The following is an 18,269-nucleotide window of genomic DNA, read 5'->3' on the forward strand; positions in this document are numbered from 1 at the left end:
CATGGCTGACGTGATCCTCGTGCTGAACGCGGGCTCTTCGAGCATCAAGTTCAGCGCCTTCGCCACGCATGGCACCGAGTTGGACCTGATCGTGCGCGGCCAGGTCGAAGGGATCTTCACCGCGCCGCGGTTCAAGGCCGTCGACGCGCACGGGACCGAAATCGAAGCGAAGTCGTGGGGGGAGGGGACCGATCTGGGGCACGCGGGCGCCATCGGCTACATCGCGGACTTTCTTCGCGAACACCGCGAGGGCTATGCGCTGTCTGCGGTGGGTCATCGCGTTGTCCATGGCGGACTGGCGTTCCCGCGGGCCGTGCGGGTCACGCCCGATGTGATTTCGTCCCTGGCAAAGCTGATTCCCCTGGCGCCCTTGCACCAGCCGCACAACCTCAAGCCGATCGAGATCGTCGCGCAGCAGCGGCCGGATCTCCCTCAGGTGGCCTGCTTCGACACCGCGTTTCATCGCGTGCAGCCCGAGACAGCCCAGGCCTTCGCGCTGCCGGCCTCCATCACAGACCTCGGTGTGCGGCGCTACGGGTTCCACGGACTGTCCTATGAGTACATCGCGAGTGTGCTGCCGCAGTTCGATGCGAAGGCAGCGGCGGGCCGCACCATCGTCGCGCACCTTGGCAACGGCGCCAGCATGTGTGCGATGGCCGCTGGCAGGAGTCTTGCGAGCACCATGGGCTTCACGGCCGTCGACGGCTTGCCGATGGGAACGCGCAGCGGCAACCTGGACCCCGGCGTCCTTCTCTACCTTCAGGATGAACTGCGAATGGATGTACGTGCGGTCGAGGACCTGATCTACAAGCAGTCCGGGCTGCTGGGCGTTTCGGGCGTGTCCAGCGACATGCGCGCGCTGCTGGCCAGCGACGAGCCGCGTGCGCAGTTCGCCATCGACCTCTATGTCTACCGCATCGGGCGCGAACTCGGCTCGCTGGCCGCGGCGGCGCAGGGGATCGACGCGCTGGTGTTCACGGCCGGCATCGGCGAACATGCGTCGACGCTCCGCGAGCGCGTTTGCCGCGATGCGGCCTGGCTGGGCGTGGAACTCGACCCCGCCGCCAACCTGGCCGACGGGCCACGCATCAGCACGCCGTCGAGCAAGGTTTCGGCGTGGGTGATCCCCACGAACGAGGAATTGATGATTGCCCGGCACACGCGCCAGGTGCTTGGTCAAGGGAGTGGACGATGACGCTCGAAATGCCGCGCCCCTTGCTGAAAGACGCCAAGGTGCTCGTCTGCGGCATCGCCAACGAAAACTCGATCGCGTACGGATGCGCCGCGGCGTTTCGCGATCTGGGTGCCGACCTCGCGATCACCTATGCCGGGGAGAAGGCCAGGGCCCACGTCGAGCCCTTGGCGACCGCACTGCAGGCGCCGATCTTCATGCCGCTCGATGTGTCGAAGGCCGGTGACCTCGAAGCGGTGTTCGCAAAGATCGAAAGCGAATGGGGCCGCCTCGATGTCGTGGTGCACTCGATCGCCTGGGCGCCGAAGGAGGACCTGCAGGGCGGGCTGTTGCAGTGCTCCGCCGAGGGTTTTTCGCAGGCGATGGACATCTCCTGCCATTCGTTCGTGCGAATGGCCCGTCTGGCCGCACCCCTGATGAAGGACGGCGGCACGATGCTGACGATGTCGTACTACGGGGCCAACAAGGTGGTCGCCAACTACAACGTGATGGGCCCGGTCAAGGCCGCGCTGGAAGCGTCGGCGCGCTACCTCGCCTACGAACTCGGCCCGCTCGGCATCCGGGTGCACGCCATCTCGCCGGGGCCGCTCAAGACGCGCGCCGCGTCCGGTCTCAAGGATTTCGACCTGCTCCTCAACGAGGCGGCCCAGCGCGCACCGCTCGGGGAGCTTGTCGACATCATGGACGTGGGGTACACCTGTGCTTTCCTGGCGACGCCTTACGCGCGGCGGCTCTCGGGCGAGACGCTGTACATCGACGGCGGCGTGAACATCATGGCTTGATGGGACAAGTTCCCGAAGGAGACTTCAGTGGCACGACTGTTCATGGGAAACATTTCCGAGGGAACGACCGATGACGAAATCAAGGCGTTCCTCGTGAAGTACGGATGTCCGGAATACGACGAGATCCAGCATGCGCCGGGCGCAGGGAACCGGCCTGCCGTCATCGTGACTTTCAACGGCGTCCATCCGGAGGCGCTGCACAAGGTCAAGGAGCGGATCCACGACATGTACTGGAAAAAGGGACGTCTCACCGCCCAGATCCTGAGCGACGACTTCGCCTGATCCTCACTCCCATCGATTCGCCATGGGACTCCTGGCTCGGCTCTTCGGGGACAAAGGCGACGGAGACGCGCCGCGGGATGAGGACGTCGGGCGCATGGTGGAGCGCGTCATTGCCCTGAGCCCGCGGCTTCGCATGGCGCGCGGCCATGAGGCGCGGCTGCAATCGGCCGTCGCGAAGGCGGCGCGCCATCTTCGTGAACTCGTCGAGGGCTTTCCTGCGCCACGCGTCCTCAATGCGGCGAGTTGGGCATCCGATCCGTACATCCGCGCGTTTTTCGGGGCCGCCGACGATATCGGGCCGGTGCTCAGTCGCTCCACGGAATTGTGCGGCTTCCTCGACAACGAGCAGGGCCTTCGCGAAGGGTTTGCGGTGCTCGGGATGGCGATGAGTGAACGCCGCACGCTGGGCGTCGCGCAGGAAGGCGGCATCACCCGCTCGGACGTTCCCCAGACGACGGTGAGCTTCAGCGATCACCAGATCCGCATCTGCGGTCCGGAAGACGCCGGACTGCGACGCGAAATCGTGTTTCGGATGATCGACCAGCTGGCCATCGAGGCCCTCTCGCGAATCGCCGCGGACAGCTCGCGTCGCGACGAGTTGGAGCAGGAGCGCGCGCTGCTGGCCACGCGACTTCGGTTGATCGAGCGCCAGGGCAGCGGCATGCGATCGGTGCTCGGCGGCCAGGCCCAGGGCGATGCCTCCGATTCGGCACGTCTGCGCACGCAGATGGAAGAGAACGACCGTGAACTCAAGAGCCTGGGCTCGCGCGCCGAGACGCTCGACCGGCAGCTCGACGTCATGTGCGAAGTATTCGCTGACGCGGGCCAGCTGATCCATGTCACGACAAGACGGCTGCGGTTGAGCCGGATGAACGTCGTGCTCCCGGAACATGGCGAGGACGAGGGCCACACGCTCGATCTGGAGATCGCACGCGTGCCCGGCGATCCGCCCATCGAGCGCGCGTTCGCGCTGGTGCAGGTGTCCCGGGGCGATGTCCCCAAGGGCAGGAACCTGCTGGACGAGGCTGCGCGGCTGCTGTGAGCGACGGCAGTGGCGCGAAAACGGAGACGAGGAACTTCAACAACCGAGGAGCAAGCGATGTCCAAGAGCGAGAAGAGCGAGAAGAGACACCACCAGGGAAAGTCTGCCCCCAAGGATGAAACCCAGGAGATGCCGCCAGCGGCGAACGAAGGCGACGCCAAGCCCGAAGCGGACAAATCGCTGTCGGGCAAGGTCTATGACAAGGCACTGCGCGAGCTTCACGTCGAACTGGTCAAGATGCAGGAATGGGTGCAGCACGCTGGCCTGAAGGTATGCGTGATCCTGGAGGGACGCGACGGCGCAGGGAAGGGCGGCACGATCAAGGCCATCACCGAGCGTGTCAGCCCGCGCGTGTTTCGCGTCGTCGCCTTGCCGGCGCCGACCGAGCGGGAGAAGTCGCAGATGTACTTCCAGCGCTATTTCTCGCATCTGCCGGCTGCCGGCGAGATCGTGATCTTCGATCGCAGTTGGTACAACCGGGCGGGCGTGGAGCGCGTCATGGGGTTCTGCACGGACGCGCAGGCAAAAACCTTCCTCGCCGGAACACCGCTCGTGGAGCGGGCGATCATCGATTCCGGGATCATCCTGCTGAAGTACTGGCTCGAAGTCAGCCCGGACGAGCAGACTCGTCGACTCGAAGCGCGCATCCAGGACGGGCGCAAGATCTGGAAGCTGTCGCCGATGGACCTCAAGTCCTACAACCGCTGGTACGACTATTCACGCGCCCGCGACGAGATGTTCATGGCTACCGATCTCCCGAAGGCGCCCTGGTTCGTCGTGCGATCGGACGACAAGAAGCGGGCGCGCCTGAACCTGATCAAGCACCTGCTCGCCCACGTTCCCTATGAAACCGTGCCGCGCGAGAAGGTCAAGCTGCCGAAGCGACAGATCCGGGGTGACTACAAGGAGTCGGATCACCCGCTCAGGGTCGTTCCCGAGGTCTACTGAGCATGAGCCTTCCGGCCACGCTGACCTTGCGAGACGGCCGCCGCGTCACCGTGCGCGAAATCCTGCCAGAGGACAAGGAACCGCTCCAGGCGGCCGTCGGCAACATGTCGGCGGACTCTCGCTACACGCGCTTCATGGGCACGATGCGGGAGATCCCGGACAAGATGCTCGAAGCGGCGACGCATCCGGTGGCGGATCGGGAGTGCGCGCTGGTCGCCGTCAGCGGGGAGGGTGCGGACGAGGTCATCATCGGCGGCTCGCGCTATGCGTCGAATGCCGGCAGCGACACCTGCGAGTTCGCCATCGCGATCGTCGACGGCTGGCAAGGGCTGGGCCTGGCGCCGCATCTCATGAACACACTGATGGCGCTCGCGGAATCGCAAGGCTTTCGCTATATGGAGGGCTTCGTCCTCTCGACGAATGCGTCCATGCGCGGCCTCGCCAAGCGACTGGGCTTCCAGGACTCGCAGTGTCCCGGCGACGCGACCGTGCGACTGGTGAAGCGCACGTTGGGAAGTCCCGATGAAGCGCCGCGTTGAGATGCGCGGCAGCGTGGCCTTGCCCATCCCGGGCTGGCTTCGCGACTACCGGTCCGAATGGCTCTCCGCCGACGTCGTGGCCGGCCTGATCGCCGCGGCGGTCGTCATTCCCAAGGCATTCGCCTACGCGACGATCGCGGGACTTCCGGTGCAGGTCGGTCTCTACACGGTGTTCGTCCCGATGGTGATCTACGCGCTGCTGGGGAGCTCTCGTCCCCTCAGCGTGAGCACGACCACCACGCTCGCCATCCTGACGGGCACGGCATTGGCGGCCGTCGTGCCGGACGACAACCCGGCAAACCTGCTGACGGCTTCCGCGACGCTGGCGCTGATGACCGGCGTCATCCTTGTGATGGCGGGTCTGCTGCGCCTGGGCTTTGTCGCGAACTTCATCTCGGAGCCGGTGCTGGTCGGGTTCAAGGCAGGCATCGGGATCGTCATCGTGGTGGACCAGATTCCCAAGCTGCTGGGCATCCATTTTCCGAAGGGCTCGTTCCTGCAGAACCTGCTTTCCATCGTGCAGAACCTGCCGGAAGCATCGGTGCCGACGGTGCTCGTCGGCGTCATCACCGTGATCGCCCTCGTGGCGATGGAGCATTTCACGCCGCGCGCGCCCGCCCCGCTGATCGCCGTGGCGGGCGGCATCGCCGCCATGAAGTTCCTGGGGCTCGACCGCTACGGCGTCTCGCCGGTCGGCGCTGTTCCGACCGGCTTGCCGCCGGTGACGCTGCCGAATGCGCAATTGTTGATTCCTCTCTGGCCCGCGGCGCTGGGCATCGCGCTGATGAGTTTCACCGAGACGATCGCCGCAGGGCGCGCGTTTGTCCGTACCGGGGAGCCGGTGCCGGAGCCCAATCGGGAACTGTGGGCGACGGGAGTGGCCAATGTCGGCGGGGCGCTGCTGGGCGCGATGCCGGCGGGCGGAGGCACCACGCAGACGGCCGTGAATCGTCTCGGCGGCGCGCGCACCCAGCTTGCGGAACTCGTCACGGCAGCCGCCGCGCTGGTCACGGCACTCTTCCTGGCGCCCTTCATCGGCCTGATGCCGCATGCCACGCTGGCAGCCGTGGTGATCGTGTATTCCGTGGGCCTGATCAAGCCGGTGGAATTCAGGGAGATCCTCAAGATACGGAAGACCGAGTTCATCTGGGCGCTGGTGGCGATGGCGGGCGTGGTGCTGCTTGGAACCTTGCAAGGCATCGTCACCGCGATCGTCGTGTCCCTCGTGGCGCTGGTCTACCAGATGTCCGATCCGCCGGTCCATGTCCTGGGGCGCAAGCCGGGCACCCCTGTGCTGCGGCCACGAACCGACGAGCATCCCGAAGACGAGGCCTTCGGCGAGTTGCTGCTGATCCGGCCGGAAGGGCGCATCTATTTCGCCAATGCGGAGCGCGTCGGTCTCAAGATGAAGGCCTTGGTCGACGCGGCGCACCCCAAGGTCGTCGTCCTCGACATGAGCAGTGTGTTCGACATCGAGTACACCGCGCTCAAGATGCTGACGGAAGGCGAGGAGAGGCTGCGAAACGACGGCATCACGCTATGGCTCGCGGGTCTGAATCCCGGTGTGCTGGCGATGGTGCAGCGATCACCGCTGGGCGAGCGTCTCGGTCGGGACGGCATGTTCTTCGGCGTCGAACAAGCCATTGCCCGGTATCGAGCCAGCGCCTGACCTGCTTCAGCTTCCGGGCACGTTCACCTTCTGCCAGCTTGAATCGGGATTGAAGCGCGTGAGCGCGCGAGCCGCGGCGTCGGTGTTCGGCCCGAGGTTCTTCTCGTACACCGTGCCGTCGTGGCTGACGATGAAGCTCATCACGCCCGTTTCTCCGTAGTGGGTCGGCCACGCGACCAGCGCGAAGCCGCCACGCATGCGGCCGCCGATCACGTAGTCGTAAGCACCGCCCGGCGCGTCCTTGCCCTGGGCCTTGAGGATCTTGAAGTGATAGCCGTGGTAGCCCTCGCTGCTTTTCTGGCCACTGTAGAGCGGCCCGAGCGGGCTTTCGTCCTGACCGGCGGCATCCGGCCAGTAGAGGCCGTCGTGCTTGCCCGGCGAGCTCACGAACTTCTGCGCGTACTCGAGTACGGCGTTGCCGTCGCGGTCTTTCTGGGCGTATTCCTTCTGCGCGTCGTAGTACGCCAGCGCGGCCTGCATCGCGGCGAGCTCGTTGCGTCCGATGCGCCGGGTGTGCATGAGGTCCGCACCCGCGCGGGGGTCGAATCGCCAGCCGGCGGCGCTCTTCACGATCGGCACCGGTAGCGTCCAGTCGCTGTCACCCACCGCGAGCATTGCCTTGCCCGGCGATTCGAGGACGATCTTGTGCTGCTTGGCCCATGCCCCGAGGAAGTCATAGACGTCGTCCACATCGACGCCGCCCGCCGGAACGAAGCGCTTCCAGTCGGGGCCGAGCACGACGCCCAGCGCGGCGGTATCACTGCGCGTCACGGCGTCGACGAATGCTTGCGCGGCGGCGTCCGGCGTTGGGTAGGCGTGTTGCGCGAATGAAGGTCCCGAGGCGAGCGACAACGCCACGGCAATGCCGGCCGCCAAGGTCTTGAAGGTCGGCATGCGCCGGTCAGTGTTTTGCGTCATGGATGCCTCCTGTCAACGACGGCCACCGCCGCCGCGTCCACCACCGCCGCCGCCACGCGCACCACCACCGCCTGCGCGAGCGCCGCCACCACCACCACCCATGTGCGCGCCTCCGCCGCTTGGCCGGCCGCCACCGCCACCGCCCATCTGTACACCGCCCCCGCCAGCGCCGGCGCGTGCGCCACCAGCGCCTTGGTGTTGTCCCATGGACTGGCGGCTTGCGTCGCCGCGACTGGCCTGCTGGCGCGCCTGGTTTCCGTCGCCGGCTCCTCGCAGGGCGTTGTCGCCGCCGCGTGCGCCAGCGCCGCCAGGGCCGCCAGGACCGCCGATGCTTCCGGGACCGCCAGGGCCGCCAGGGCCGCCAGGACGGCCAGCACCTCCGGGACCGCCGACACCGCCAGGACCGCCCGGCCCCCCAGGACCGCCGACGCTTCCGGGACCACCAGCGCCCCCTGGACGGCCGGCGCCCCCGACACCTCCGGGTCCGCCAACGCCCCCAGGTCCGCGACCCGCGCCACCCGCGGCGGCTTGGGCCCGATCCCTTGTCGCGGGGTCGTTGCGAAGCTGATCGCGACCCTGGCCCGGGTCCATGCCGCGTTGCTGCAGGTTGGACTGCGCCTGCTGACGCTGCGCATCGCGACCGCGGTAGTCCCCGCGCTGCTCCGCGCCTCCGACGTTCTTTCCGAACTGCTGCTGGCTCGCTGAATCGCGGTACGGCACGCCGCGCCGGTTGGACGCGTTGTGCTGAAAGTTCGTCTGGTTGGCGTTGATCTGCCGGTTGGCGTTCACGCTGTTGTAGCGGTTCACGTTGACGTTGACGTTGCCCGCGCCCCAGTTGGTATTGCCCCAGAGTGCAGCGGTGGCCGCCACACCCACACCGAAGGCGATGCCGGTCGCGAGCGCCGCGCCGGGGTAGTAGTAGGGCGCAGGCGGGTAGTAGTAGGGCGGGTAGCCCGGGTAGGGCCACGCACCGTAGACCACGGTCGGGTTGTAGGCAGGCACGTACACCACTTGCGGGTTCGTGGGCTCGATCTTGATCACCGTCTGCTGCGTCTGCGGTTCCTGCTCGACGATGACCTGCTGCTGCTCGGAGCTCTTGAGGTTGCCGGTCTGCTGGGCCTTGGCGCGCAATCGCTGCGCAGAGTCGAGGACCTCCTTGGACGAGGCAAGGAAGGCATCGCCGAGGTTCTGCACCCAATCCGGCTGGTCGCCCATCATCTGCAGCACCTGCGGAAATGCGACCAGTGACTGCACGCTCGGGTCCCACGGCTGGTCGGCGACCATCTTCAGCGCCGCATCGCCTTTCTGGTCAGGGTGTGCCTTGGACCACTTCGCGGCATCGGCGACGTCTGCGGGATACGTGGCGGCCATCAGAACCTGCGACAACAGCGAATCTGGATACAGCGCGATCGGGGCGACCATCTGGTCGAGCTGCTCCCGGGAGAAGGTCTGGCCCTGCTGCGCGCCCGCCAATGCCGTGAACAGCGAGGCGGCGATCATGAGCGCGCGCGCGAATCGGACGATCAGGACACGCATATGTCGCCTTCCTTTCTTGAGGGCCATTCAATCATCGGCGGCTGTTGCCTTTCGAGCAGGCCAATGTCTACGCCTGGATGAAGGGGTCGTCGATGTGATTCTCCAGCGCGTAGCGAATCAATTCGGCGGTGCTGGAGAGCTGCAGCTTTTCCTGGATGTGCGTCTTGTGCGTGCTCACGGTCTTCACCGAGAGGTGAAGCGCGTCGCCGATGGCAGTGAGCGGCTGGCCAGCCGCGACGCGTCGCAGGATATCGAGCTCACGGTCGGTCAGAACCGCGTGTCTCGGCGCTTCCGACGATCCATTGAGTTGCTGCACGAATTTCTCGGCGAGGCTCTCGGTGACATAGACGCCACCTGCAGCGACCTTGCGGACTGCACCGACGAGCTCGCTTGCCGCGATGTCCTTCGTGACGTAGCCGTGGGCACCTGCCTTGAAGGCGCGCACTGCGTATTGCTCTTCCGCGTGCATGCTCAGGACGAGGATGCGAACGCTCGTGAATTCGTTCTTGATGCGTTGCACCAGTTCAAGCCCTGTCATCCCGGGCATCGACAGGTCGATGAGCGCAAGGTCGAACGCATTCTCACGGAGGAACTCGAGCGCCTGGTAGCCGGTATTCGCCTCGGTCAGGACCCAGTTGTTGCCAGCCGGATCGAGCACTCGCATCAGGCCTTCCCGAACGATCATGTGGTCGTCAACCAAAAGCATTCGCAGCGCCGGCTTTGAAGGAGTGGCAGCTCTCAAGATACCTCCTCGGATCCAGCAGAACGAACTGCCAAGATCGGTCTTGTCTGTTGAAGCGAATATGGCGCGAAACGCGCATCTCCACAAGCCGTGGCTTCTCCCATCCTCGATCTCGCGATCGCCTGATATCGGAATACTCCTACTCGGCGATCGGGAAAATCCGAGAACTCAAGGATCAATCCGCTCTCGTGCCAAGCATTGCGCCGATGTTCGGGCTGCTGCCGGCGATGCAAGCTCCGGCCTCGCGCACCCTCAGCCATCGCCCACCACGGAGAGCATTCGATGAACATCCCTCAAGTCCAGGAAACGTCCATGCATTTCAGCGGCAATGGCAGGTTCGGGCTTGCCGGCATCGATCGTCGCGAATGGACCCACCTGCATGACATGCTCGATCTCATTGGCGTGCTGGTCGACGATGAATTGCACGCACCCATCGTCCAGCCCACCGTGCGGCGTCTGCAGGCGGGAGAACTTTTGTTTCTTGAAGGGGCGCCGGCCACCTCCATCCATGTGGTTCGCACAGGCGTCTTCAAGGTTTTCCGGACCGCCGAAGATGGCTACGAGCAGGTCTTCGGCTTTGTGCGGCGGGGAGAGTTGCTGGGCTTCGATGCACTGTCGGATGCTCGCCACCTCATGGCGACGGTGGCCTTGGAGGATGCGAGTGTCTTTTCGATTGCGTTGCCCGATTTCTATGCCTTGACGCAAGACCTTCCGTCGTTCGACCGTGGCGTGATGCGCGCCGTGGCCAAGGCGATGGTCGACCTGACCCGGGTGTCGGAAATGATGGCCGCCGCCGCGGCCGAGGTGCGGCTGGCAAGGTTTCTGCTGCATGTATCGCGGTGCATGTCGAGTTGCGGGCAATCCCCCCGATCGCTGCGCCTGCAAATGACGCGCCGTGACATCGGAAGCTATCTTGGCGTGGCCCATGAAACCATCAGTCGTTCATTTGCGGTGTTGATGGAAGCGGGCCTGATCGAGGTCGAGCAACGCAAGGTCGAGATTCTTGATCTCGATGCGTTGCAGCGGTACGCGCAAGGCACGCGCGCGCCTGCAAAGCGGCATGCCCTCAGGGCTTGAGCGTGGCAGAGGCCGCAGACGCCGCGGACTGGGCATTCGACAAATCCGCGATGAAGTCTCGCGCTTGCTGGAACTCCGTGCTCTTGTCGAAGTAGGCGAGCGCGCCGGCTTCCATGTGACTGCTGCGCATGGCCACCCAATTGAACTGGGAAATCATGACGACCTTGATGCCGGGATGGTGCTGCCTGACATGACGCAGGACATCGATCCCCCGGTCTTGCCCGCGCAGCATGGCATCCAGAACAATGAGTTCGGGCTGGCTTGAGGTAATCGCCGCCATGGCCGAAGCCAGGTCATCGGCATAGCCCACGACTTCGACGCCGGGTGCGCTCGCCAGCAGCGCCCCGAAGCTTCGCTGTATAGCCGTGGAATCGTCGACCAGCAGCACTTTCACTTGTAGACCTCACAACCGCCGTTGTTGACCCCCCAGGCCGCCATGTTGCCCCTGATCAGCCGCGCGCCGAGTGAGTCTGATCAATGAATCGTCAGAAAGTCCGCTTTTTTGAGGCATCCTACGGGCGGTCCGACCCGCATCCACTGACTGGCGAGGAATCCTTTGTCTTCATGGTTTGAGAACCTGTCGATCCGGAGCCGAATCGTTCTGCTGATGGTCGGCGTCATGCTTCCCGTGGCAGCGCTGCTGGCGTGGTTTGCATTCGTGACTCTCCCCGGCGCGGACTGGCGAGTGGCGGCCAGTCTGCCTCAGGCCGAGGTCTTTGCGGAATACGAGCGCGCAGTGCTGCGAGCGATCGTCATCGCCGCGGGGCTGTGCCTCCTCGCGCTTGTCCTGGCGTGGCGCCTGAGCGCTGCCATCGTCAACCCCATCTCGCACCTGAAAGAGACGGCCAGCCAGATTGCTTCAGGCAAGGAAACGATTCGGGCCCAGCTCACGGGGCCGCCCGAGATCAGGGCGGTCGCACAACAACTCAATCTGATGGTCGATGCGCAGGCATTGACCGAAGCGAGACTCCGGGGAATCTTCGAATCGGCCGTCGACGCGATTCTCACGGCCAACGAGAACCAGGTCATCGTGCAAGCCAATCCTGCAGCGGCCCGGATGTTCCGTTGCACGCTGGACGAGCTGATCGGCGCGCCACTGGACCGCCTCGTTCCATCGCGATTTCGGGAGAGGTATGCACGGGATGTCGACGCATTGGGCCGCGACCCGGCCATCTCGCGTCGCATAGGGTTGAAGCGGGATGTGGCCGCATTGCGAGCGGATGGCGCCGAGTTCCCCATCGAGGCTGCGATTTCCCACGTTTCCATTGCCGGGCGTCTGCTGTACACGGTGATCCTGCGTGACATCACGGAACGCAAGCAGGCCGAGCATGCTCTCCGCGACAGCGCCTCGAAGCTTCAGGCGGCGCTGTCGAGCATGAGCGACGCGGTCTGCATCTCCGACGTCGAGGGCCGGCTCATCGAATTCAACGATGCCTTTGCATCGTTTCACGGCTTTCCGGACAAGGCCGCTTGCAGTCGCGCGATCGCAGACTACATGGACATGCTGGATGTGTTCTTGCCGAATGGCGAGCACGCGACGCGGGAGCAGTGGCCGCTTGCCAGGGCCCTGCGAGGAGAGACGGCGACCAACGTCGAATACAGCTTGCGGCGCAAGGACACCGGGGCGTCGTTGATCGGCAGCTACAGCTTCGCGCCCATTTGCTCGGAGAGCGGAACGATCGCAGGCGCCGTTGTCGCGGCACGCAATGTGACCGCGATCAGGGAAGTGCAGGCCGACCTTGCGTCTTCGCATTTCGCCCTGCAACGGCTCATCGCTTCGCGGGACCAGGTGCAGGAAGAAGAACGCAAGCGTATTGCGCGCGAACTGCACGACGACCTGCAGCAAACCTTGTCCGCGATCCGCATGGATCTGCACTTCATCAGCGCTCGCTTTGGCGACGAGGCGCCGGAATTGCCGCCGCTGGTTGCCGGGGTCGATCGCCTTGCCGAGCGGGCAGTCGCTTCGACGCGGCGGATCGTGAACGACCTGCGCCCTCCCATGCTCGAAGACCTCGGCCTGGTGCCGGCGCTGGAGGCGATGGCAGGCCAATTCACTCAACAGACGGGAATCGCATGCGAGGTGAATACACCCGGGGAAGATGCTTTCAACGAATGGGTGGAAGCGCCGTCAGTCGCCCTCTGTTTGTACCGCGTCGCCCAGGAGGCGCTCAACAACGTGGCCAAGCATTCGCACGCCAGCGAGGTGCACATTCGCCTTGCGATGGCGACCGAAAACTCGATCTCGCTCCAGGTCAAGGACAACGGCCGCGGCATGGCCGCTTCAGATATGCGCAAGCACGAGTCTTTCGGGATTCTGGGCATCCGGGAACGGATTCGTGCCAACGGCGGGATCATGCGCATCGACAGCGGGCCGCAAGGAGGCACCGTGCTCGACGTGCTCGTCCCGCGCTCCGGAACGCCGGGGTTGGCCGGCCCACAGGCCGCACCGGGGCAATTGGCCGACAAAGGGGAGGGCGGAGCGTCCCGCGCGGAATTCGATGATGCCCATGCGTTGCCAAGACTGTTGAGCCGAGCCACCGACAAGACACTGCAGGATGTGATCGACGCCATCGCGGGCAGTGTCGCGGTCATGGACCGGCGCGGCACGATCCGGTTCGTCAATCGCGCGTGGACCGAATTCGTCGACCACAACGGAATGCCCGGACCCGGGTCGGTCGGCCCGGGCGTGAACTACCTGGAAGCATGTCGAAGCAGTTCGCTCAAGGACGAACCGACGCGGAAAGTTCTTCGAGGGCTCGAAGGCGTGATCGACGAGGGCCGGACGACGTTCACCTGCGAATACCCCTGTCACTCGCCCGACGAGTTGCGCTGGTTCCGGATGCACGTCACGTCGATGGCCAATGGGGACGTGATGATCGCCCACTTCTGGATCAACGAGCCGTGAGCTCGTCCGCGCTCGCATCAGTGCCCTGTGCCTTGGCAATCACGGCTCGGCGAACCAGTCCGATGTGTTCGCGCAGCGTATAGGCCTCGCTGGCATAGCTCAATGGGGCGCGGATCCGCGCAGCAGCCTGCTCGATCCGGACCAGGTCGCCGAGCCATTGCGCGACGGGCAAGTTGCCGGTGCGCGTTGCGACATCGCGCTCGAGCAGTGCCAACTCTCCGTACCAGCGATAGATGCGCGACCGCGCTCGCCAGCGGAACAGCCGCGGCAGGAGATTGGTCAGCGGAACGATCACGAACACCACGGGCACCAGCAGCACGATCAGGCGTTCGAGGTAGGCCGCGAGGGTGAACGGAAGGTAACGGTGAAGCACGCTCGGCCCGAAGCGGTGATGGCGACTCGCATCGGTCGACACCGGCAGGTCCACCATCGAAGTGTTCGGAAACTCGTCGTCCGCTTCGAAGAATCCCTGGTTCCCATGCAGTTCGCGCGCGGCTTCGAGGAGCAGGTTGATGATCGCCGGCGACAAACCATCCCGCGAAACCAGCATCGCCTTGGTGCCGATCAGCTTCACCTCCTGCTCCGGAATGTGCAGTGCGAGATCGATCGTTCCCGGTGGCAAGGTCAACTTGGTGATGTAGGAGAACCTGCGCTGATAGGCCTCTGCCCGTGCAAGGCTCAGCAGTTTCAGATCCGGATCGTGCAAGGCCTGCCAGATTGCCGGGAACTGCGCGGGTCCGACCAGGAATGCGGCGTCGACCTGTCCCGCCTGCAGCGCGCGCAGGGCCTCCAGATTGACCAGGGGCACCAGCTCGGAATTCAGGCTGGTGATGTTGTTGGCCGCGAGCAGCGGTTCCATGAAAGCGCGCACGCCGCTGCCCGGTGAACCCACGGCGAGCCGCCTGTGGCGAAGCTCGTCGAAGTGCTCGTGGACGACGGTGTCGCGATAGAAGATCCACAGCGGTTCGTAGTACAGGGCGGCCAGCATGACCAGCGTCTCGCGCTCGTTCGGCCGCACCACGCCGCCTTGGACGAAGGCCACATCCACGCCGGAATGGGGATCGCGCAGCAAGCGCTCGTTCTCGTCCGCGCCGCCTGTCATGCGCTCCTCGACCGTCACACCGTCGCGTGCCAGGATTTCCTTGTAGCGCTGCGCGTACTGGTGGTACATGCCGTCGCCCAGGCCGGACGCGAGGACGATGTGGCGCGGAATGGCGCTTTGCAGCAGCCAGGCGCCCAGAAAGGCAAGGGCAATGCTCGCCACCGCAATCAGCGTCCAGCGCAGTTGTTCGTGTCGAGCTCCGACAGGGAGATCACCGAGTCGCATACAGATGCAGCATCCTGCCACCCGCTGATTGCTCCACTCTTGAGAGTTGTCAAGTCAAAGAAGAAGCAGCGAAGGAAAATTCCTACATCGTCTACTTTCGAGGGCGGACCGATGACAACGACCAACAAGCCTGATCTGGTACTCGAAACACGACTGTCCAGGAAGCTGATGGATGTCTTCATCCGGGCTGGACTGGTCCTGGCCCTGACGCTGCTGTGTTTCAAGATCTTCTCGCCCTTCATCACGATGATGGCGTGGGCGCTGATCCTGGCGGTGACGATCTATCCGGGCCATCAGGCGCTGGCCGCCAAGCTGGGCGGCAAACAGGGATTGGCGGCCACCTTGCTGGTGCTGGGCGGCATTGCGCTGATCGTGGCGCCCACGGCGGTGGTGTTCGGCTCGATGGGCGATTCGGTCCATGCGACTGTGGAGAAGGTGAAAGACAACAAGTTCGAAGTTCCTGCGCCACCGGCGCGCGTGGCCGACTTGCCAATCGTTGGCCCGAAGTTGCATGGTTGGTGGTCGTTGGCGCATACGGACATGCCAGCGGTCATTCAGAGGATGCAGCCGCAACTCGGCGAACTGGCCGCCAAGGCGCTCGGGATGGTGGCAAGCATTGGCGGAACAATTCTGCTTTTCATGGCCTCGTTCATCATCGCGGGCATCATCATGGCCTTCGGGGAGTCGGGTGCCGAAGCCGCGGAGTCCATCCTCGGGCGCATCGTCGGCAGCCGACGAGGCGAGGAATTCGCCGCGCTGGCCACCGCGACCATTCGCGCAGTGGCCTTGGGCGTGGTTGGCGTGGCCTTCATCCAGGCCATGGCCGTGGGCATCATCATGATCCTTGCCGAGATTCCCTTCGCCGGCGTTCTGGCCGTGATCGTGCTGGTGCTGGGCGTCGCGCAGGTGCCGGCACTGCTGGTCACTATTCCGGTCATCGCCTACGTCTGGTTGAGCAAGGACTACGAGACCGTGCCGGCAGTCGCCAACACGGTGCTTCTGGTGGTCGCCGGCATGCTCGACAACGTGCTGAAGCCGCTCTTGCTGGGCCGGGGCGTGGATGCGCCCATGCCGGTGGTCCTGATCGGTGCCCTGGGCGGCTTGGCGGGCGCCGGCATCCTGGGCATGTTCCTCGGTGCCACCGCGCTGAGCCTGGGTTATCAGATCCTGATGCGGTGGGTGGCGACCGATCCGAACGTCGTGGCGGAGAGCGACTTGCCGACTGCATCTTGACCCGGCGCGCGCGATGCCTTCGAAGGGATCGAGGGTGCGAATCATGGCGTTGGCCGGCGCCGCCGCGATGCTCGGTGGATGCACCACGGTGGGCCTGAACGGAGGAATCACACCATGCTGATCAATCTCTCGATCGGGCTGCCGACCATCCTGCTGTGCCTGGTGCTGCAGGCGACCGTCACGTTCTGGAGCGTTCGCTACTACATCAATCAGTCGAATCGGAAGGCGGTCATTGCAGGACCATTCGTCCAAATTCGTTCGCTGCTGGTCGCGATGATCGTGCTGATCCTGGGCAACTTCGTCCAGATCATGATCTGGGGATCGCTGTTCATGGTGCTGGGCGAGTTCGACGAGTTGTACGAGGCCGTCTACCACTCCGCAGTGAACTTCAGTTCGCTGGGCTACGGCGATGTGGTGATGACCAAGCCCTGGAAGCTGCTGGGTCCGCTGGAGGCTGCGAACGGCGTGTTGATGTTCGGCCTGACGGGCGCCGCGCTGATGGCGATCCTGCAGCAGATGATCAGGGCTCAAGCCGAAAAGGCCGGCCACAGTATTTGAGCAACCGATGGAGGCGACAGCATGAAGAGCTTCACGATCCTGGCACGCGCGGCGAATTTCGCTGCGGCGTTGGCTTTGTCGGGCTGTGCGTACTACGGCTATCCCGTTCCCGTGTCGACGTCGGCCCCGGCCAGCTTCGACCGATCGTTCGCTGCGGCGTCCGGTGCCATGCGCGACCAAGGCCTCGCGATCAGCGTCGAGGACCGCGGCAGCGGCACCATCGTCGGCCGCATCGGTGCCGGCACCGTGACCGCCAGCGTGCGTCAGCAGGCGGACGGCAGCGTGCGTGTGCAATTCGACGCCACGGGTCCACGCGATCCGGGTCTGATCGATCGCGTTTCTCGGAGCTATGACAGTCGGATGGGGCGCTGAGAGTCGATTTGCCCAGCCTCCTTGCGGACTCTTTAAAATAATACAATGTATATTATGTAAAATGACTGACGCAAGTTCCGAAAGCCAGCTTCCAGAATCTGCAGATCCTTCCCTCCCGGCTCTCTCTGTCCTGTCACCGAACCCGCGTGTTTCCCTTTCAGGCAAACACCTTGCATGATGTAGCGCCGTCCTCATCGGAGAAAAAATGACCGATCCATCCGTCATCAAGCTTGGCCAACTGTCCGTTCGCTATCTGGTGGACGGATCGCATTCCGACACCATGGGCATGTTCGAACTCACGGTGCCGCCGAACTCCAACGTGCCACCGCCGCACAGCCACACGAAGAACGACGAGTGCGTCTACGTTCTCGAAGGAACCCTGCGGTATTCGGTCGGGACCGAGGTCCGGGACCTCACACCTGGTGAATCCATGTTCAGCCCTAAAGGAAGCGTCCACCAGTTCTCGAATCCCTTCGCGGCTGACGCTCGGGCGCTGATCGTGCAGTCACCGGATATCGGCGCGCAGTACTTTCGGGACGTGGCAGCGGTCGCCAATGCCGGCAAAGGACCGCCGGACAAGAATGCGCTGATTTCCGTCATGGTGCGCTACGGCCTGGTTCCGGCTGCGCCCGCCGGCGCCCAGCAACCGGTGCGCAATGCCTGAATTCACGCTGCTGAACGCTGCGATCGCGACCTGCGTGGCAGCAGGCGTCATGACGGTTGGATTTGCGGCGCGGGCGACGCGCTGGGGAACACCCCTCTTGATGGCCGGCATCATCGGCCTGCTCGCGGTCATCGGGTACGGTATCGTGGATTTGGTGAGTTTCTGACCGATTCCAGCCAAAGTAGCAGCGTTGTCGTGATCCAGCCAGCCAATGACCAGAGGACGACGGCCAGCAAGATCGAGACCAGAAGCAACTGCGACTCGACAAGGTCATAGGGGATCAGCCTTGCGGTCGACGCGCCGCTCTGCACCGTCACAGGCGTCGGCAAGAGAAGCGGCACGCCGAACAGGGCGAGTGCAAGGCCCGCCCCCACCATGAAGGCACGCCTGAAAAACCGCTGATAGCGCCTGCGCTGTCTGTGCACAATCTCTGGCGCGTCCATGATGCTGCTCCTTGCCCGTGGGGGCGATACGCCGAAGTTT

20 protein-coding genes are annotated in these 18,269 nt (G+C 64.5%); 14 read left to right on the top strand and 6 right to left on the bottom strand.

The features are described 5' to 3' along the window. Position 1 precedes the first annotated feature (1 nt). From AC1DHL_RS18205 to AC1DHL_RS18235, 7 genes are all read left to right on the top strand, one after another. A complete protein-coding gene (locus AC1DHL_RS18205) occupies positions 2 to 1,195 on the top strand; it encodes an acetate/propionate family kinase (protein ID WP_478162868.1) in 1,194 nt (397 codons plus the stop codon). Beyond that, positions 1,192 to 1,974: an enoyl-ACP reductase FabI gene (fabI, locus tag AC1DHL_RS18210; RefSeq protein ID WP_478162869.1), complete on the top strand. Its 783-nt coding sequence runs from the start codon at positions 1,192 to 1,194 to the stop codon at positions 1,972 to 1,974. Before AC1DHL_RS18205 ends, fabI begins: the two co-directional genes overlap by 4 nt. Positions 1,975 to 2,016: 42 nt before the next feature. Beyond that, positions 2,017 to 2,256, top strand: a complete 240-nt coding sequence (locus tag AC1DHL_RS18215) for an RNA recognition motif domain-containing protein (RefSeq protein WP_478162870.1) — start codon at positions 2,017 to 2,019, stop codon at positions 2,254 to 2,256. Between the two features lie 22 nt (positions 2,257 to 2,278). After that, positions 2,279 to 3,298 carry a hypothetical protein gene (locus AC1DHL_RS18220; RefSeq protein ID WP_478162871.1) on the top strand — a complete coding sequence of 340 codons (1,020 nt, stop codon included), beginning with the start codon at positions 2,279 to 2,281 and terminating at the stop codon, positions 3,296 to 3,298. 129 nt (positions 3,299 to 3,427) lie between these two features. Then, positions 3,428 to 4,246 (top strand): polyphosphate kinase 2, encoded by an 819-nt coding sequence (ppk2, locus tag AC1DHL_RS18225; RefSeq protein ID WP_478162972.1) that lies wholly within the window; start codon positions 3,428 to 3,430, stop codon positions 4,244 to 4,246. A 2-nt stretch (positions 4,247 to 4,248) separates the two neighbouring features. Continuing rightward, complete coding sequence (locus AC1DHL_RS18230) at positions 4,249 to 4,785, top strand: N-acetyltransferase family protein (protein ID WP_478162872.1); 537 nt, start codon at positions 4,249 to 4,251, stop codon at positions 4,783 to 4,785. After that, a complete protein-coding gene (locus tag AC1DHL_RS18235) occupies positions 4,769 to 6,454 on the top strand; it encodes a SulP family inorganic anion transporter (RefSeq protein WP_478162873.1) in 1,686 nt (561 codons plus the stop codon). The genes AC1DHL_RS18230 and AC1DHL_RS18235 overlap by 17 nt, the downstream gene beginning before the upstream one ends. A 6-nt stretch (positions 6,455 to 6,460) precedes the next feature. Here AC1DHL_RS18235 and AC1DHL_RS18240 read toward each other — a convergent pair whose 3' ends face one another. The 3 genes from AC1DHL_RS18240 to AC1DHL_RS18250 all read right to left on the bottom strand — a co-directional run bounded on the left by AC1DHL_RS18240 (position 6,461) and on the right by AC1DHL_RS18250 (position 9,614). Beyond that, the gene (locus AC1DHL_RS18240) at positions 6,461 to 7,372 is read right to left on the bottom strand and encodes a DUF2950 domain-containing protein (protein ID WP_478102998.1); all 912 of its coding nucleotides are present in this window, start codon (positions 7,370 to 7,372) and stop codon (positions 6,461 to 6,463) included. A gap of 12 nt (positions 7,373 to 7,384) precedes the next feature. After that, on the bottom strand, positions 7,385 to 8,908 hold the full coding sequence (locus AC1DHL_RS18245; protein ID WP_478162874.1) for a DUF3300 domain-containing protein: 1,524 nt from the start codon (positions 8,906 to 8,908) through the stop codon (positions 7,385 to 7,387). Positions 8,909 to 8,975: 67 nt separating this feature from the next. Beyond that, a complete protein-coding gene (locus AC1DHL_RS18250) occupies positions 8,976 to 9,614 on the bottom strand; it encodes a response regulator (protein WP_478102995.1) in 639 nt (212 codons plus the stop codon). Positions 9,615 to 9,932: 318 nt separating this feature from the next. Here AC1DHL_RS18250 and AC1DHL_RS18255 point away from each other — a divergent pair, with 318 nt between their 5' ends. After that, positions 9,933 to 10,727, top strand: a complete 795-nt coding sequence (locus AC1DHL_RS18255; protein ID WP_478102994.1) for a Crp/Fnr family transcriptional regulator — start codon at positions 9,933 to 9,935, stop codon at positions 10,725 to 10,727. Here the strand turns inward: AC1DHL_RS18255 and AC1DHL_RS18260 are convergent. Then, positions 10,717 to 11,121 (bottom strand): response regulator, encoded by a 405-nt coding sequence (locus AC1DHL_RS18260; RefSeq protein WP_478102993.1) that lies wholly within the window; start codon positions 11,119 to 11,121, stop codon positions 10,717 to 10,719. The two genes, AC1DHL_RS18255 and AC1DHL_RS18260, sit on opposite strands and share 11 nt — an antisense overlap. 162 nt (positions 11,122 to 11,283) lie before the next feature. On the opposite strand from AC1DHL_RS18260, the gene AC1DHL_RS18265 reads away from it, so the two are divergent. Next, positions 11,284 to 13,632 carry a PAS domain-containing sensor histidine kinase gene (locus AC1DHL_RS18265; protein ID WP_478162875.1) on the top strand — a complete coding sequence of 783 codons (2,349 nt, stop codon included), beginning with the start codon at positions 11,284 to 11,286 and terminating at the stop codon, positions 13,630 to 13,632. Here the strand turns inward: AC1DHL_RS18265 and AC1DHL_RS18270 are convergent. Continuing rightward, the gene (locus AC1DHL_RS18270) at positions 13,619 to 14,959 is read right to left on the bottom strand and encodes a TAXI family TRAP transporter solute-binding subunit (protein WP_478162876.1); all 1,341 of its coding nucleotides are present in this window, start codon (positions 14,957 to 14,959) and stop codon (positions 13,619 to 13,621) included. The genes AC1DHL_RS18265 and AC1DHL_RS18270 overlap by 14 nt on opposite strands. Before the next feature lie 111 nt (positions 14,960 to 15,070). On the opposite strand from AC1DHL_RS18270, the gene AC1DHL_RS18275 reads away from it, so the two are divergent. The 5 genes from AC1DHL_RS18275 to AC1DHL_RS18295 all read left to right on the top strand — a co-directional run bounded on the left by AC1DHL_RS18275 (position 15,071) and on the right by AC1DHL_RS18295 (position 17,952). Next, positions 15,071 to 16,192 (top strand): AI-2E family transporter, encoded by a 1,122-nt coding sequence (locus AC1DHL_RS18275; RefSeq protein ID WP_478102989.1) that lies wholly within the window; start codon positions 15,071 to 15,073, stop codon positions 16,190 to 16,192. 114 nt (positions 16,193 to 16,306) lie between these two features. Beyond that, positions 16,307 to 16,750 (top strand): ion channel, encoded by a 444-nt coding sequence (locus tag AC1DHL_RS18280; RefSeq protein WP_478162877.1) that lies wholly within the window; start codon positions 16,307 to 16,309, stop codon positions 16,748 to 16,750. Positions 16,751 to 16,771: 21 nt separating this feature from the next. After that, positions 16,772 to 17,122, top strand: coding sequence for a hypothetical protein (locus AC1DHL_RS18285; RefSeq protein WP_478162878.1), 351 nt, complete (start codon positions 16,772 to 16,774; stop codon positions 17,120 to 17,122). Between the two features lie 205 nt (positions 17,123 to 17,327). Further along, complete coding sequence (locus tag AC1DHL_RS18290; protein WP_478102985.1) at positions 17,328 to 17,786, top strand: cupin domain-containing protein; 459 nt, start codon at positions 17,328 to 17,330, stop codon at positions 17,784 to 17,786. Further along, positions 17,779 to 17,952 carry a hypothetical protein gene (locus tag AC1DHL_RS18295; RefSeq protein WP_478102984.1) on the top strand — a complete coding sequence of 58 codons (174 nt, stop codon included), beginning with the start codon at positions 17,779 to 17,781 and terminating at the stop codon, positions 17,950 to 17,952. Before AC1DHL_RS18290 ends, AC1DHL_RS18295 begins: the two co-directional genes overlap by 8 nt. Here the strand turns inward: AC1DHL_RS18295 and AC1DHL_RS18300 are convergent. After that, on the bottom strand, positions 17,915 to 18,229 hold the full coding sequence (locus AC1DHL_RS18300; protein ID WP_478102982.1) for a hypothetical protein: 315 nt from the start codon (positions 18,227 to 18,229) through the stop codon (positions 17,915 to 17,917). The genes AC1DHL_RS18295 and AC1DHL_RS18300 overlap by 38 nt on opposite strands. Between the last annotated feature and the right edge of the window lie 40 nt (positions 18,230 to 18,269).

It is taken from the genome of Variovorax sp. 10L426 (assembly GCF_056395305.1).